Source organism: Cedecea colo (assembly GCF_011808225.1).
Taxonomy (GTDB): Bacteria; Pseudomonadota; Gammaproteobacteria; order Enterobacterales; family Enterobacteriaceae; genus Dryocola; species Dryocola colo.
The window spans coordinates 208,987-224,906 of sequence record NZ_SOYS01000004.1 but is presented as its reverse complement, the minus strand read 5'-3'; the positions used below and the strand labels follow the sequence as shown (position 1 = coordinate 224,906).

At 53.5% G+C, this 15,920-nt stretch carries 14 protein-coding genes, 1 pseudogene and 1 other annotated feature; of the genes and pseudogenes, 11 read left to right on the top strand and 4 right to left on the bottom strand.

Annotated features, from left to right (window positions below; genetic code table 11):
* Positions 1-25 precede the first annotated feature (25 nt).
* A complete protein-coding gene (nadR, locus tag E2L00_RS11405) occupies positions 26-1,258 on the top strand; it encodes a multifunctional transcriptional regulator/nicotinamide-nucleotide adenylyltransferase/ribosylnicotinamide kinase NadR (protein ID WP_167611352.1) in 1,233 nt (410 codons plus the stop codon).
* A 47-nt stretch (positions 1,259-1,305) separates the two neighbouring features.
* Here nadR and ettA read toward each other — a convergent pair whose 3' ends face one another.
* Complete coding sequence (gene ettA / locus E2L00_RS11400; protein ID WP_167611349.1) at positions 1,306-2,973, bottom strand: energy-dependent translational throttle protein EttA; 1,668 nt, start codon at positions 2,971-2,973, stop codon at positions 1,306-1,308.
* A 394-nt stretch (positions 2,974-3,367) separates the two neighbouring features.
* On the opposite strand from ettA, the gene sltY reads away from it, so the two are divergent.
* Positions 3,368-5,302 carry a murein transglycosylase gene (gene sltY, locus E2L00_RS11395; protein WP_167611346.1) on the top strand — a complete coding sequence of 645 codons (1,935 nt, stop codon included), beginning with the start codon at positions 3,368-3,370 and terminating at the stop codon, positions 5,300-5,302.
* 55 nt (positions 5,303-5,357) lie between these two features.
* Positions 5,358-5,687: a trp operon repressor gene (gene trpR / locus E2L00_RS11390; RefSeq protein WP_167611344.1), complete on the top strand. Its 330-nt coding sequence runs from the start codon at positions 5,358-5,360 to the stop codon at positions 5,685-5,687.
* Here trpR and yjjX read toward each other — a convergent pair.
* Positions 5,684-6,199, bottom strand: a complete 516-nt coding sequence (gene yjjX, locus E2L00_RS11385; protein WP_167611665.1) for an inosine/xanthosine triphosphatase — start codon at positions 6,197-6,199, stop codon at positions 5,684-5,686. The two genes, trpR and yjjX, sit on opposite strands and share 4 nt — an antisense overlap.
* Positions 6,200-6,252: 53 nt before the next feature.
* Here yjjX and gpmB point away from each other — a divergent pair, with 53 nt between their 5' ends.
* Positions 6,253-6,900, top strand: a complete 648-nt coding sequence (gene gpmB / locus E2L00_RS11380) for a 2,3-diphosphoglycerate-dependent phosphoglycerate mutase GpmB (protein WP_167611341.1) — start codon at positions 6,253-6,255, stop codon at positions 6,898-6,900.
* Here the strand turns inward: gpmB and robA are convergent.
* A complete protein-coding gene (gene robA, locus E2L00_RS11375) occupies positions 6,897-7,766 on the bottom strand; it encodes an MDR efflux pump AcrAB transcriptional activator RobA (RefSeq protein ID WP_167611339.1) in 870 nt (289 codons plus the stop codon). The genes gpmB and robA overlap by 4 nt on opposite strands.
* Before the next feature lie 205 nt (positions 7,767-7,971).
* Here robA and creA point away from each other — a divergent pair, with 205 nt between their 5' ends.
* Entirely contained in the window at positions 7,972-8,442 is a 471-nt protein-coding gene (creA, locus tag E2L00_RS11370; protein ID WP_167611336.1) for a protein CreA, read from the top strand.
* 58 nt (positions 8,443-8,500) lie between these two features.
* On the opposite strand, the gene arcA is transcribed toward creA, so the two are convergent.
* A complete protein-coding gene (gene arcA, locus E2L00_RS11365) occupies positions 8,501-9,217 on the bottom strand; it encodes a two-component system response regulator ArcA (RefSeq protein ID WP_034459438.1) in 717 nt (238 codons plus the stop codon).
* Positions 9,218-9,312: 95 nt separating this feature from the next.
* Here arcA and yjjY point away from each other — a divergent pair.
* The 6 genes and pseudogenes from yjjY (at position 9,313) to thrC (ending at position 15,575) form a co-directional block, all read left to right on the top strand.
* A pseudogene (gene yjjY, locus E2L00_RS11360) lies at positions 9,313-9,454 on the top strand (YjjY family protein).
* Positions 9,455-9,852: 398 nt separating this feature from the next.
* Positions 9,853-10,581, top strand: coding sequence for a tRNA/rRNA methyltransferase (locus tag E2L00_RS11355; RefSeq protein ID WP_167611333.1), 729 nt, complete (start codon positions 9,853-9,855; stop codon positions 10,579-10,581).
* Between the two features lie 157 nt (positions 10,582-10,738).
* Positions 10,739-10,807: a thr operon leader peptide gene (gene thrL / locus E2L00_RS11350; protein WP_072009468.1), complete on the top strand. Its 69-nt coding sequence runs from the start codon at positions 10,739-10,741 to the stop codon at positions 10,805-10,807.
* Positions 10,746-10,862, top strand: a sequence feature (Thr leader region). Its footprint overlaps the gene before it by 62 nt.
* Before the next feature lie 26 nt (positions 10,863-10,888).
* Positions 10,889-13,351 carry a bifunctional aspartate kinase/homoserine dehydrogenase I gene (gene thrA / locus E2L00_RS11345; RefSeq protein ID WP_167611329.1) on the top strand — a complete coding sequence of 821 codons (2,463 nt, stop codon included), beginning with the start codon at positions 10,889-10,891 and terminating at the stop codon, positions 13,349-13,351.
* Position 13,352: 1 nt separating this feature from the next.
* Positions 13,353-14,282, top strand: a complete 930-nt coding sequence (thrB, locus tag E2L00_RS11340) for a homoserine kinase (RefSeq protein WP_167611326.1) — start codon at positions 13,353-13,355, stop codon at positions 14,280-14,282.
* Positions 14,283-14,285: 3 nt separating this feature from the next.
* Positions 14,286-15,575, top strand: coding sequence for a threonine synthase (gene thrC, locus E2L00_RS11335; protein WP_167611323.1), 1,290 nt, complete (start codon positions 14,286-14,288; stop codon positions 15,573-15,575).
* The last annotated feature ends 345 nt before the right edge of the window (positions 15,576-15,920 follow it).

Here is a 15,920-nt window from a genome sequence, read left to right as displayed (position 1 = left end):
GCCCATTTTGCAGGAGGCAGGCAGCATGTCGTCTTTCGAATATCTGAAGACCGCTATTCGGCAGCAGAGCGTTACGCTACAGCAGGTCGCAGAAGCCTGCGGCATGACCAAGGGCTATCTTAGCCAGTTGCTGAATGCCAAAATCAAAAGCCCGAGCGCCCAGAAGCTGGAAGCGCTGCACCGTTTTCTTGGCCTGGAATTCCCAAGGCGTGAGAAAAAAGTGGGCGTGGTGTTCGGGAAGTTTTATCCGCTGCATACCGGCCATATCTACTTAATTCAGCGCGCTGCAAGCCAGGTTGATGAGCTGCATATCATCATGGGCTATGACGAAACCCGCGACCGCCTGCTGTTTGAAGACAGCGCCATGTCCCAGCAGCCCACCACCGGAGACCGCCTGCGCTGGCTGTTACAGACGTTCAAGTACCAGAAAAATATCCGCATCCATTCGTTCAATGAAGAAGGCATGGAGCCGTATCCGCACGGCTGGGATGTCTGGAGCCGCGGTATTAAAGCGTTTATGGAAAGCAAAGGCATCAACGCCGACCGAATCTACACTTCGGAAGAGAGCGATGCGCCGAGGTTTACGGAACAGCTTGGCATTGAAACGGTGCTTATCGATCCGCAGCGTACCTTTATGAATATCAGCGGCGGGCAGATCCGCGAAAACCCGTTTCGCTACTGGGAATATATTCCGACAGAGGTCAAACCATTTTTTGTCAGAACCGTGGCTATTTTGGGTGGCGAATCAAGCGGTAAGTCATGGATGGTGAATAAGCTCGCCAATATCTTCAATACCACCAGCGCCTGGGAGTACGGGCGGGATTATGTCTTTTCGCATCTGGGCGGCGATGAGATGGCGCTCCAGTATTCCGACTACGACAAAATCGCTATCGGACACGCCCAGTACGTGGATTTTGCGGTGAAGTACGCTAACAAAGTGGCCTTTATCGATACCGATTTTGTCACGACCCAGGCGTTCTGCAAAAAGTATGAAGGGCGGGAACATCCGTTCGTGCAGGCGCTGATTGATGAATACCGTTTCGACTTGGTTATCCTGCTGGAAAACAATACGCCGTGGGTAGCCGACGGCCTGCGAAGCCTGGGCAGCGATACGGACAGAAAGTCTTTCCAGGATCTTCTGCTATCAATGCTTGAAGAAAACAATATCAGCTACGTTCACGTTGAAGAATCTGATTACGATTCCCGTTTCCTGCGCTGCGTTGAGCTGGTGAAGGATATGATTGGCGAGCAGGGATAAAGGCTGCTTGCTTAAAAAAACGGGGCGCACAAGGCGCCCCGTTTTTATTACTTAGTAATACGCTTGTACTTGATACGCTTAGGCTCCAGCGCATCCGCACCCAGGGTACGTTTTTTGTACTCTTCGTATTCGGTAAAGTTACCTTCGAAGAATTCAACTTTGCCTTCATCCTGGTAATCCAGAATATGGGTCGCGATACGGTCAAGGAACCAGCGGTCGTGGGAGATAACCATTGCGCAGCCCGGGAACTCCAGCAGGGCGTTTTCTAACGCGCGCAGGGTTTCGATATCCAGGTCGTTGGTCGGTTCATCGAGCAGCAGCATGTTGCCGCCAACCTGTAGCAGCTTCGCCAGGTGCAGACGACCGCGCTCACCGCCGGACAGCTCGCCGACGCGTTTACCCTGGTCAACGCCTTTAAAGTTAAAGCGGCCAACGTAAGCACGGCTTGGCATCTCGGTGTTGCCGATACGCATGATATCCTGGCCGCCGGAGACTTCTTCCCAGACGGTTTTGCTGTTGTCCATCGCGTCACGGAACTGATCGACGGAAGCCAGCTTCACGGTTTCGCCCAGTTCGATAGTGCCGCTGTCAGGTTGTTCCTGGCCGGACATCATACGGAACAGGGTAGATTTACCCGCGCCGTTCGGACCGATGATGCCGACGATCGCGCCTTTCGGTACGGAGAAGGAAAGATCTTCAATCAGCAGGCGGTCGCCGTAGGATTTACGCAGATTGGTAACCTCAACGACTTTATCGCCCAGACGTGGACCCGGTGGGATAAACAGTTCGTTGGTTTCGTTACGTTTCTGATATTCAGCGCTGTTAAGCTCTTCAAAGCGAGCCAGACGCGCTTTGCCTTTCGACTGACGGCCTTTCGCGCCCTGACGGACCCATTCCAGCTCTTTCTCAATGGATTTACGGCGGGCCGCTTCCTGGGAGGCTTCCTGCGCCAGACGCTGATCTTTTTGCTCAAGCCATGAAGAGTAGTTGCCTTCCCACGGAATACCTTCGCCGCGGTCCAGCTCCAGGATCCAGCCCGCTACGTTGTCGAGGAAGTAACGGTCGTGGGTAATCGCCACAACGGTGCCTTCGAAGTCGTGCAGGAAGCGTTCCAGCCAGGCCACGGACTCGGCGTCCAGGTGGTTGGTTGGTTCGTCGAGCAGCAGCATGTCTGGCTTTTCAAGCAGCAGGCGGCACAGCGCCACGCGACGGCGCTCACCACCGGACAGGTTTTCGATTCTTGCATCCCAGTCTGGCAGACGCAGGGCGTCGGCTGCGCGCTCAAGCTGAACGTTCAGGTTATGGCCGTCGTGCGCCTGAATGGTTTCTTCAAACTTGCCCTGCTGTGCGGCGAGCTTATCGAAGTCAGCATCCGGTTCGGCGTACAGCGCGTACACTTCATCCAGACCTTTCAGCGCGTTAACAACCTCGGAAACAGCTTCTTCAACGGACTCACGAACCGTATGCTCCAGGTTGAGCTTAGGTTCCTGAGGCAGATAACCAATTTTCAGACCAGGCTGAGGACGGGCTTCGCCTTCAATCTCCGTATCAATGCCCGCCATTATGCGCAGCAGAGTGGATTTACCGGCACCGTTCAGACCCAGCACGCCGATCTTGGCGCCAGGGAAGAAACTGAGCGAGATATTTTTCAGAATATGACGTTTCGGCGGAACAACTTTGCCGACACGATGCATGGTATAAACGAATTGAGCCACAGTGCGACTTCGCCTCTTTTTCGTGATTTAAGATGGTTCATATCAATGGCGAAGTGTAGCCGTTTTCACCCGGTAATCCCAGCAGGGTACGCCGGTTGTGTTAGCCAAAACGGGCTTAAGGCGTTTATTGGCAAAATATCCTTATCTGGCGTGGCGCATCCGGCTCCCCCTGGTTAGCATGAAGATAACGTGGCGGCATGATGCCGCCCTGAGATTGCCGACAAATCAGTAAAAACGTGGTTTTTCCTGCTTTGGGGTTGATCCGCCGAAAATCAATAAATTGATTTTTCCGTTCATTTTTTGGGTGACATCTTTCAGAACTTCGCAAGCCATGAGGTTTGTCATCAGTCTGCGCGGCGGCACGATGCCGCCCTGACACATATGAGGAGAACTTGTGGGGCAATTCAGTCAAGTTGTATGGCGTATGCTGGCCGCAGGCGTTTGCCTGGCAACGTTCGCCGGTGTGGCCCGGGCCGATTCGCTCGACGAACAACGCAACCGTTATGCGCAAATCAAACAGGCGTGGGATAACAGGCAAATGGATGTGGTGCAGCAGATGCTGCCCGGTTTGCAGAATTATCCGCTCTATCCTTATTTGCAATATCGCCTGCTCACCGATGATTTAATGAATGAGCCGGCGGTCTCCGTCAGCCGGTTTATCCAGGCGAATCCAACTTTACCTCCGGCGCGCTCGCTGAAATCCCGCTTTGTAAACGAACTGGCGCGTCGTGAAGACTGGCGAGGATTGCTGGCTTTTAGCCCGGAACCACCGGGCACGACAGAATCAAAATGTAACTATTACTACGCGAAGTGGAATACCGGACAAGCCGATGCCGCGTGGAGCGGGGCAAAGGAACTGTGGCTGAGCGGTAAGAATTTACCTTCGAGCTGCGATCGTCTGTTCTCGGCCTGGCGTTCATCCGGGACGCAGGATCCCCTTGCGTATCTGGAACGTATCCGCCTGGCGATGAAAGAAGGCAATACCTCTCTGGTGACGAGCCTGGCAAGTCAGATGCCAGCAGATTACCAGACCATTGCCAGCTCGCTTGTCAGCCTGCAAAACGACCCTGATACCGTGCTTACTTTTGCCCGTACCGTTGGCGCAACAGATTTTACCCGTCAGGCGGCTGCGGTAGCCTTCACCCGCATTGCACGTCAGGATGCGGAAAACGCACGCCTGATGATCCCATCTCTGGTGCAGGCCCAGCAGTTGAATGAGGATCGGGCCCAGGAGCTGAAAGAGACCGTAGCCTGGCGTCTGATGGGCAACGATATTACCTCTGAGCAGGCCAGCTGGCGCGACGATGTGATCATGCGCTCGCAGTCTACCTCGTTGATTGAGCGCCGCGTGCGCATGGCGCTGGGCTCAGGCGATCGCGCGGGGCTGAATACCTGGCTTGCGCGCCTGCCGATGGATGCCAAAGAAAAAGATGAATGGCGCTACTGGCAGGCGGATTTGCTGCTTGAGCGGGGGCGTGAAGCTGAAGCCAAAGAGATCCTTCATTCATTGATGCAACAGCGTGGTTTTTATCCGATGATCGCCGCCCAGCGTTTAGGTGAAGATTATCCTTTGCGCGTGGATAAAGCCGCCCCGGCGAATCAGGCGCTGGTGCAGGGCCCGGAAATGGCGCGCGTGCGTGAACTGATGTACTGGAATATGGATAACACCGCCCGCAGCGAATGGGCGAATTTAATCACCAGCCGCAGTAAACCAGAGCAGGAAGGGCTGGCGCGTTACGCCTTCGATCAAAACTGGTGGGATCTGAGCGTTCAGGCGACGATCGCCGGCAAGCTGTGGGATCATCTCGAAGAGCGCTTCCCGCTGGCCTACAAAAATACTTTCGCCCGCTATGTCAGCGGCAAAGACATTTCGCAAAGCTACGCGATGGCTATCGCCCGTCAGGAGAGTGCCTGGAACCCAAAAGTGCGCTCGCCGGTGGGGGCCAGCGGTCTGATGCAGGTTATGCCTGCTACCGCGGCGCATACCGTGAGTAAGTTCGGTCTCGCAGGTTACAGCAGCCCGAATCAGCTGCTGGATGCGGATACCAATATCAATATTGGCACTACCTATCTGGAGTCCGTATATCAACAGTTTGAGAACAACCGTATTTTCTCATCGGCGGCGTATAACGCCGGGCCCGGACGGGTCAGAACCTGGCTTGGCAACAGCGCAGGGCGCATTGACGCCGTCGCTTTTGTGGAAAGCATTCCGTTCTCCGAAACGCGCGGCTATGTGAAAAATGTGCTGGCTTATGACGCTTACTATAAGTATTTCATGGGCAAATCGGCGCCGTTGTTAACGGACGCCGAATGGCAACGCCGTTATTGAGTTGCGGGAGTTTATGTTATGCTGCTGTACTAGTTAAATAGTATGGTGGCATGATATGACTCAGCTCTCTCAATATTCGGCGGAGCAGGCCGAGCAAAGCAATCAGGAGTGGCTTCGCTTTGTGGATTTGCTGCAAAAATCGTTTGATAAGCAACTCCATCTGCCGCTGTTAGCGCTATTACTTACGCCAGATGAGCGCGCCGCTTTAGGCACTCGCGTGAGAATCATCGAAGAGTTACTGAAGGGTGAAATGAGCCAGCGCGAGCTGAAAAACGAGCTTGGCGCTGGTATCGCGACGATTACTCGCGGCTCGAACAGCCTGAAATCCGCACCGCCAGAACTCTGTCTTTGGCTGGAACAGGAGCTGTTACGCAGCGGAAGCTAACGGTAAATTTCATTGTGGAATGGACTCAGCGCCAGCACGACCGCCTGGTGGTAAACGCTGCTTCGCGTGAGCTTCCCGGCGGTAAATACGCCAATTGCGCCTTCCTTGCGGCCGATTTTGTCGATGCCGGTATAGGCCGACATTACCGGGCCAAGCGCTTCGCCCGCTTTCACCTTTTCCAGAATGACCGCCGGTAACGGCAGCGTTGCCGAACGCGATTCGCCACGCGTGCTGTGGTTTTCGATAACCACCCAGCTAAACGTGCTGCCTTCGTCAATTCCCGCTTCTATGGCCACCCAAAAATCTGCCGCAGGCCGGAGCTTGCGCGCGTTTATTACCCGGCATCGTGCGCCCGTTCGCGTTTCAACGTTTCCAAAGGGTTGTTCTGGTACGCCACTCTCGACGGCAACGGACTCAATATGGCAGGATCCTTCACCACAGATTTCGTCAAATGCCTGCAGAATAGCCTGAATTTTAGAAGGATTGGTTGTGGCGCAGACGACATGGTACATAATCACTGAAACTCTAAAGATTTTTTGTTGCAGCAGTATAACGGATAAAACGCATGTTACAGGTATACCTTGTTCGCCATGGTGAAACGCAGTGGAATGCGGAGCGCCGCATTCAGGGCCAGTCAGACAGCGCGCTGACTGAAAAAGGGGAGCGTCAGGCATGGCAAGTGGCTGAACGTGTCAAAGCATTGGGCATTACTCACGTTATTGCCAGTGATTTGGGCCGCACGCGTCGAACAGCAGAGATAATCGCGCAAGGATGTGGGTGCGATGTAACGCTTGACGCACGTCTGCGCGAGCTGGATATGGGCGTGCTTGAACGCCGACATCTGGATACGCTAAGCGAAGAAGAAGAGGGCTGGCGTCGTCTGCTGGTCAACGGGACGCCGGATGGCCGCATTCCCGAAGGGGAGTCGATGCTGGAAATGAGCAGCCGTATGCACGCGGCGCTCAATGCCTGCCGTGATTTGCCCATCGGGAGCCGTCCGCTGCTGGTGAGCCACGGCATGGCGCTGGGCTGCCTGGTCAGTACGATTCTGGGCTTGCCGGCCTGGGCGGAGCGCCGCTTACGTTTGCGAAACTGTTCTATCTCGCGTGTGGATCACCAGGAAAGCCCGTGGCTTGCGCCAGGCTGGGTGGTTGAAACGGCAGGGGATATCTCACACTTAGATGCCCCTGCGTTAGACGAACTGCAGCGTTAACGGCGCACCGGAATCAGGTATTCACAGCGGATTTGCAGCGGTCTGTTTTCAACCCGCGTTTCTTCCTGCGGGAAGAAGCGCTCAATATCCTGACCCTTACGGCGGGTCAGGTTCAGCGACGGCATACAGGTGCTGTAAACGGTCAGAATGAAGTCCTGAAGCCCTGTGCTCGGCCCCTCATAGTTAAACTGAACGTAATCGCCGCCTTCCAGCGTGACCGGATGAGAATCCGGCAGGAAGCCGTTGGCCATTTCCAGCGTCAGAGCCGTGGTATAAAACACTTCCTGTTCGTCGTCTTTCTCAATACTTGGGCGCGGCTCGTGCAAACCGTACAGCACACGAGGGAGGCTCGGGGCATTGTTAAGGAACTGTGCCCAGAACTGGATGCGCATTTCATTGCGGAAATCTGAAATCTGTTCAAGCGTACAGCTATAACTCTGCGTGACGCCAACCAGATGCATTTCCGGCAGGGTGACAAAATGAGCCTGGGGCGGGGTAAACTCGCCCAAACGCAGCGGCGGGCACATACCAAAAGCGCTCCAGTCCGGAGAACGACGATATAATGCTGGCGTCTGTGCGAACTGCTTTTTAAAGGCGCGGGTAAACGTCTGTTGTGAGTCAAAGCGGTACTGAAGCGCAATATCAAGAATAGGACGAGCGGTGAGGCGCAGCGCTACGGCGGATTTTGATAAGCGACGCGCACGAATGTAGGCGCCGATAGCGTTTCCCGTAACGTCTTTGAACATCCTTTGTAAATGCCACTTAGAGTAGCCCGCCTTTGCCGCCACATTATCCAGCGCAAGGGGTTGATCCAGATGGCGTTCTAGCCAGGTAAGCAGATCGCGAATGATCGCAGCCTGATCCATAAAATATCCTCATCCTGACAGAGCAGTGCCGTAATTATGGCCGGATAATAGCATTTTTTATTCTCAGAGCCGGCAGAGTTTTTTATAACAAGTTGTGCCAAATTCAATTTTTCTTATGGATAAGTTGATTAATAAAGTGATATTAAACAACTTTTTCCTCAAGCCTGTTTAGTCAATCGGGGTCACCTTTATTAACGGTAATAATATGAAATATAAAGAGTTAGCCGCAGCGGGTGCGTTGCTGATGTTGTCCCAGAGCGTTTTTGCTGAACAGATCGGTTCGGTAGACACGGTGTTTAAGGTCTTTGGGCCGGATCATAAAATTGTCGTAGAAGCTTTTGACGATCCGGATGTGAAGAACGTTACCTGTTATATCAGCCGGGCCAAAACCGGTGGTATTAAGGGCGGTCTGGGCCTTGCGGAAGATACTTCCGATGCGGCGATTTCCTGTCAGCAGGTCGGGCCGGTAGAACTCAGCGAGAAGATTAAAGCCGGCAAATCGCAGGGAGAAGTGGTGTTTCAGAAACGCACTTCTTTAGTGTTTAAAAAGCTTCAGGTCGTGCGTTTTTACGACGCGAAGCGTAACACGCTGGCGTATCTGGCTTACTCGGATAAAGTGGTTGAGGGTTCGCCAAAGAACGCGCTGAGCGCCGTGCCAATCATGCCGTGGAAATAACAGCAAAAAGAAAAGGGCGGAAATCCGCCCTTTCGTAATGCTAACCGCTATACCTGAATTATTCCTGCAGGTCGCCGCAGAAACGGTAGCCTTCGCCGTGAATAGTGGCGATGATTTCAGGCGTGTCCGGCGTGGATTCGAAGTGTTTACGAATACGGCGGATGGTGACGTCAACGGTACGATCGTGCGGCTTAAGCTCGCGCCCGGTCATTTTTTTCAGCAGTTCGGCGCGCGACTGAATTTTGCCAGGGTTTTCACAGAAGTGCAGCATGGCGCGAAACTCACTGCGCGGCAGCTTATACTGTTCGCCATTCGGGCTAACCAGAGAACGACTGTTGATATCCAGTTCCCAGCCGTTAAATTTGTAGCTTTCAACCGAACGGCGTTCTTCGCTAATGGCGCCTAAATTCATGGTGCGCGACAGCAGGTTACGGGCACGAATAGTCAGTTCACGCGGGTTGAATGGCTTAGTGATGTAGTCATCTGCGCCGATTTCCAGACCGAGGATCTTGTCTACTTCGTTATCGCGGCCGGTGAGGAACATCAGCGCCACGTTGGCTTGCTCACGCAGTTCACGCGCCAGCAGCAGGCCATTTTTGCCCGGCAGGTTGATATCCATAATGACCAGGTTGATGTCATTATCTGAAAGGATTTGATGCATCTCTGCGCCATCAGTCGCTTCAAAGACATCGTAGCCTTCAGCTTCAAAAATGCTTTTTAACGTGTTGCGTGTTACTAGCTCGTCTTCGACGATAAGAATGTGCGGGGTCTGCATGTTCGCTACCTAAATTGCCAACTAAATCGAAACAGGAAGTACAAAAGTCCCTGACCTGCCAGGTACATGCCATAAATTAACATGTCGGGCTAAACGTGACTAAAGTACGTAATTGCGTTCTTGATGCACTTTCCATCAACGTCAACAACATCATTAGCTTGGTCGTGGGCGCTTTTCCCTCTGGACCCGACGGTGTCAAAAACGGCTATTATCCTAACCATTTTAACAGCAACATAACAGGCAGGACCGCTTCAGACATCTGATAAAACTACGCTTCGTTGACATATATCAATTCCAATTGTAGCACGTTAACAGTTTGATGAAATCATCGTCGCGTATTGCTAGCCTGCGTCACATTTTTTTAATAATCAACGCAGTGACGCCCTGGATACAATAAATCTGGTAAAGCGGTTTTACTTAGGGTAATAAACGCTTTTTACCTATAATAACCAGCAGGATGTAACCAGTTTTACCGGGATTATTCAGCGATTTGCATCTAAAGCTTATGCGCTTCATGTTTGTCTTTATAACTTATTATCGCCTGTGCGAATGTTGCATTAAAGTAAATTTGTGACGCGCATTATCATTTTAGCGCCGGTTTTTTCCCGGGTTTGACGATTTTTAAGAGAGTTTTGATGCGTTTACCAATCATCCTGGTTTCCCCTGCCAGAGCCGAGAATGTCGGTGCCGCCGCTCGTGCTATGAAGACCATGGGCTTTACGGCATTGCGTATAGTGGCAAGCGATGCTCACCTTAAGCCAGAAGCGCGTTGGGTGGCGCATGGCGCAGGCGATATCCTTGATAATGCACAGCATTTTGCAACGCTTGCCGATGCGCTGCACGATGTTAATTTTACCGTCGCGACCACCGCCCGCAGCCGGGCCAAATTTCATTACTACGCGACGCCGCAAGAACTGGTGCCGCTGCTGGAAGAGAAACGTGAATGGGTTGGCACCGCCGCGCTGGTCTTTGGACGCGAGGATTCGGGCCTGACCAATGAAGAACTGGAGCTGGCTGACGTGCTCACCGGCGTGCCGATGGTGGCGGATTATCCATCGCTAAATTTAGGGCAGGCGGTGATGGTTTATTGCTACCAGCTTTCTTCCCTTATGCAGTTGCCCGCAGCACAGAAGCAGGAGGCGGATGCTCAACAATTGAGCGCCTTACGCCTGCGTATAACGGCGCTGACCGCTCGCCTTGATGTTGCGGACGACCAGAAAATGGCCGACTGGCTACAGCAGCGTTTAGGGCTTTTAACGCAGCGAGATACCGCAATGCTGCATCGATTGCTGCACGATATCGAAATAAATCTGCCAGTGGATAATATTGTGCAGAAAGCTTCTGGCAGTGATAACGCCGAGTGATATCCGCAGTTACGCAGCGTAAACATGTCATTTCCGCCCTGTTTGTTAGCGAACCGGGGAAACGTAAGCCTGGGTAGCAAAACTAAAAATAAATTGACTTCATCTGACGGATACTTTAACCAATACAGGTAAATCAGATTAAGAGCACACAACATCCATGATCCGCATCAGCCCGATGACCACAATTATTACAACCACCATTACCACAGGTAACGGTGCGGGCTGACGCATACAGGAAAAACGAAAAAAGCCCGCACCTGAACAGTGCGGGCTTTTTTTTCGACTAAAAATCAAGGGGTAATATCCAATGCGAGTGTTGAAATTCGGTGGTACATCAGTGGCGAACGCGGAACGTTTTCTCCGTGTTGCCGATATCCTGGAAAGCAATGCCAAACAGGGGCAGGTGGCGACCGTGCTGTCTGCCCCGGCAAAAATTACCAATCACCTGGTGGCGATGATTGAAAAAACCATCGGTGGACAGGATGCACTACCGAATATCAGCGACGCCGAGCGCATTTTTAACGAATTGCTTACCGGGCTTGCCGAAGCGCAACCCGGCTTCCCGCTCGCGAAACTTAAAGCCTTTGTTGAGCAAGAATTTGCCCAGCTTAAACACGTCCTGCACGGCATCAGCCTGTTAGGGCAGTGTCCGGACAGCATCAACGCGGCTATTATTTGTCGTGGTGAAAAGCTTTCCATCGCCATCATGGCAGCGTTGCTTGAAGCCCGCGGTCACAACGTTACCGTTATCGATCCGGTCGAAAAATTACTCGCCGTTGGGCATTATCTCGAATCCACCGTTGATATCGCTGAATCCACCCGGCGCATCGCCGCCAGCCGCATCCCGTCTGACCATATGGTGTTAATGGCGGGCTTTACTGCCGGTAACGATAAGGGGGAGCTAGTTGTACTTGGCCGTAACGGTTCCGATTACTCCGCTGCCGTGCTGGCCGCGTGTTTACGCGCCGATTGTTGTGAAATCTGGACTGACGTTGATGGTGTTTATACCTGCGATCCGCGTCAGGTACCCGACGCCAGGCTGTTAAAGTCGATGTCGTATCAGGAAGCCATGGAGCTATCCTACTTCGGCGCCAAAGTTCTTCACCCCCGCACCATTACCCCCATCGCCCAGTTCCAGATCCCATGCCTTATCAAAAACACCGGTAATCCTCAGGCGCCCGGCACGTTGATTGGCGCTGAAAGCGATAAAGACGCGCTGCCGGTTAAGGGCATTACTAACCTGAATAACATGGCGATGTTTAACGTCTCAGGGCCGGGCATGAAAGGCATGGTGGGCATGGCAGCGCGCGTTTTCGCTGCGATGTCCGGCGCGGGCATTTCCGTGGTGCTGATTACGCAATCTTCCTCCGAATACAGCATCAGCTTCTGCGTGCCGCAGGGTGATTGCGGCCGCGCGCGCCGCGCTATGGAAGGAGAGTTTTATCTGGAGCTGAAAGAAGGCCTGCTTGAGCCGCTGGCGATTATGGAGCACCTGGCGATCGTCTCCGTAGTGGGTGACGGTATGCGCACGCTGCGCGGCATCTCCGCTAAGTTCTTTGCGGCGCTTGCTCGCGCAAACATAAATATTGTGGCGATCGCACAGGGATCTTCCGAGCGTTCTATTTCCGTTGTGGTCAGCAACGACGATGCGACCACCGGCGTGCGCGTGACGCATCAGATGCTGTTCAATACCGATCAGGTTATTGAGCTGTTCCTGATTGGCGTCGGCGGCGTGGGTTCCGCGCTGCTTGAGCAGGTGAAGCGCCAGCAAAACTGGCTGAAAAAGAAGCATATCGATCTGCGCGTCTGCGGCGTGGCAAATTCAAAAGCTTTGCTGACCAACGTCCATGGCCTGGACCTTGAAAACTGGCAGGCGGAACTGGCCGAAGCCAAAGAGCCGTTTAACCTGGGCCGCCTTATCCGTCTGGCAAAAGAGTATCATCTGCTGAATCCGGTCATCGTCGACTGTACTTCAAGCCAGGCGGTGGCGGATCAGTATGCCGATTTCCTCGGCGAAGGTTTCCACGTGGTGACGCCAAATAAAAAGGCGAACACCTCGACTATGAATTACTACCATCAGATGCGTAACGCCGCGGCGAAATCGCGGCGTAAATTCCTCTATGATACCAACGTTGGCGCGGGGCTGCCGGTTATCGAAAACCTGCAAAACCTGCTGAATGCGGGCGATGAGCTGCGCCGTTTCTCCGGCATCCTTTCCGGTTCTTTGTCGTTCATCTTTGGCAAGCTTGATGAAGGGATGAGCCTGTCGGAAGCGACGCGCGTCGCGCGTGAAATGGGCTACACCGAACCCGATCCGCGTGACGATCTTTCCGGCATGGACGTGGCGCGCAAGCTGTTGATTCTGGCTCGCGAAACGGGCAGCAATCTCGAACTTTCCGATATCGTTATCGAACCTGTTTTACCTGAGTCCTTCGATTCCAGCGGGGACGTCGAGTCGTTTATGGCGCGCTTGCCGCAGCTGGATGACGATTTTTCAGCTCGCGTGGCGAAAGCGCGCGATGAAGGTAAAGTGCTGCGTTTTGTGGGTGCGATCGAAGAAGACGGTAGCTGCAAAGTTAAAATTGACGCCGTGGACGGTAACGATCCACTGTATAAGGTCAAAAACGGCGAAAACGCTCTGGCTTTTTATAGCCACTATTATCAGCCGCTGCCTCTTGTGCTGCGCGGTTACGGTGCGGGCAACGATGTTACGGCTGCCGGTGTCTTTGCGGACTTATTGCGCACCCTGTCATGGAAGTTAGGAGTTTAAGATGGTTAAAGTATACGCCCCGGCAAGCAGTGCCAATATGAGCGTCGGGTTTGATGTGCTGGGGGCGGCGGTTTCGCCAATAGATGGTTCGCTGCTGGGAGACTACGTTACGGTCGAAGCGGCGGAATCGTTCAGTCTGAACAATATCGGGCGCTTTGCCAGTAAATTACCGTCCGAGCCGCGTGAGAACATTGTTTATCAATGCTGGGAACGCTTCTGCCAGGAAATCGGCAAAAACGTTCCCGTCGCGATGACGCTGGAAAAAAGTATGCCGATTGGCTCAGGCCTTGGCTCCAGCGCCTGCTCCGTCGTCGCGGGGTTAATGGCGATGAACGAATATTGCGGCAGGCCGCTCAGCGAGGCCCGTTTGCTTAGCCTGATGGGCGAGCTGGAAGGCCGTATTTCGGGCAGCGTTCACTACGATAACGTCGCACCGTGCTACCTTGGCGGTATGCAGTTGATGATCGAAGAAAACGGCATTATTAGCCAGTCGGTGCCGGGCTTTGACGAGTGGCTGTGGGTGCTGGCCTATCCGGGGATTAAAGTCTCCACCGCCGAAGCGCGTGCGATCCTGCCCGCACAGTATCGCCGCCAGGATTGCATCAGCCATGGTCGCCATCTGGCGGGCTTTATTCACGCCTGTCATACCCGCCAGCCACAGCTTGCAGCAAAGCTGATGCGTGATGTCATTGCCGAGCCGTATCGTGCCAAATTACTGCCGCGCTTTAACGAAGCGCGTCAGGCTGCGGCGGATATTGGCGCGTTGGCGAGCGGCATTTCTGGCTCCGGCCCGACCTTATTTGCGCTGTGCGATAACACCGATACCGCACAGCGCGTGGCTGACTGGCTAAGCCTTCATTATTTGCAGAACCAGGAAGGTTTTGTACATATTTGCCGTCTGGATACGGCTGGCGCACGAGTTCTGGGATAACGCATGAAACTGTATAACCTTAAAGATCATAACGAGCAGGTCAATTTTGCCCAGGCGATTACGCAGGGCCTGGGCAAACAGCAGGGGCTATTTTTCCCGCACGACCTGCCCGAGTTCGAACTGACCGAAATCGACGAAATGCTGAAGATGGATTTCGTCACGCGCAGCAGCAAGATCCTGTCCGCGTTTATCGGCGATGAAATTCCTCAGGAACAGCTTGAGGCGTGCGTGCGTGCGGCCTTTGCTTTCCCTGCTCCGGTTAAAAGCGTCGAGCCGGATATTGGCTGTCTTGAACTGTTCCACGGCCCGACGCTGGCATTTAAAGATTTCGGCGGGCGCTTTATGGCCCAGATGCTGACCCATATCAGCGGCGATAAACCGGTAACGATTTTAACGGCGACTTCCGGCGACACCGGCGCGGCCGTGGCGCATGCATTCTACGGGCTGGAAAACGTCCGCGTAGTGATCCTTTATCCGCGTGGCAAAATCAGTCCGCTGCAGGAAAAATTGTTCTGTACCCTTGGCGGCAATATTGAAACCGTAGCCATTGATGGCGATTTTGATGCCTGTCAGGCGCTGGTCAAACAGGCATTCGATGATGAAGAGCTAAAGGCCGCGCTGGGGTTAAATTCCGCAAACTCTATCAACATCAGCCGCCTGCTGGCACAGATTTGCTACTACTTCGAAGCCGTGGCGCAGCTTCCGCAGGCGTCCCGTAATCAGCTGGTTATTTCCGTGCCTAGCGGTAACTTTGGCGATCTGACCGCTGGCCTGCTGGCGAAATCGCTCGGTTTACCGGTTAAACGCTTTATCGCCGCCACCAACGCCAACGACACCGTTCCGCGCTTCCTGGCAGACGGTAAATGGTCGCCAAACACCACCGTTGCCACGCTTTCTAACGCGATGGACGTCAGCCAGCCAAACAACTGGCCGCGCGTGGAAGAGCTGTTCCGCCGTAAAATCTGGCGGCTGGCCGATCTGGGCTATGCCGCGCTGAGCGACGAAGAGACGAAGCAGGCGATGCGTGAGCTGCGGGCGAAGGGGTATGTTTCCGAACCACACGCGGCGATTGCCTGGCGCGCGCTGCGCGACCAGCTACAGCCGGGCGAATACGGCCTGTTCCTGGGAACGGCACACCCGGCGAAATTCAAAGAGAGCGTTGAAGAAATCCTTGATGAGACGCTGCCGTTGCCGGAAGAACTGGCATCGCGTGCTGATTTGCCGCTGCTCTCTCACAATTTGCCAGCGGATTTTGCTGCGCTGCGTAAATTAATGATGGCGAAAGCCTGGTAACTGGCAGGGCCGCAAACGAACCACCCTTTTGGGTGGTTTAGATTGCTGACAAAGAAGGAAAAAACGTGGCTTTTCCTTCTTTGTAGTTATCAGCTGAAAAGCAATGCATTGATTTTACTTATTTTTTATTCGACGGTATACGTTCAACCTGTGCTGATTGAGAGTTTGTTATCAGTCTGAACACCTTTTCGGGTGGTTTTGGGCCTGATTATGGAGAAAATAAGCAGGAATCAAGGAGGAAAAAAGTAGAAATTCCCATAAAATGCGGACACTTAGATATTAGGATTGCGCAGGATAACAACCGGGCGCCATTCGGCATAAGCTCTCCTTAACGACCCATACGGG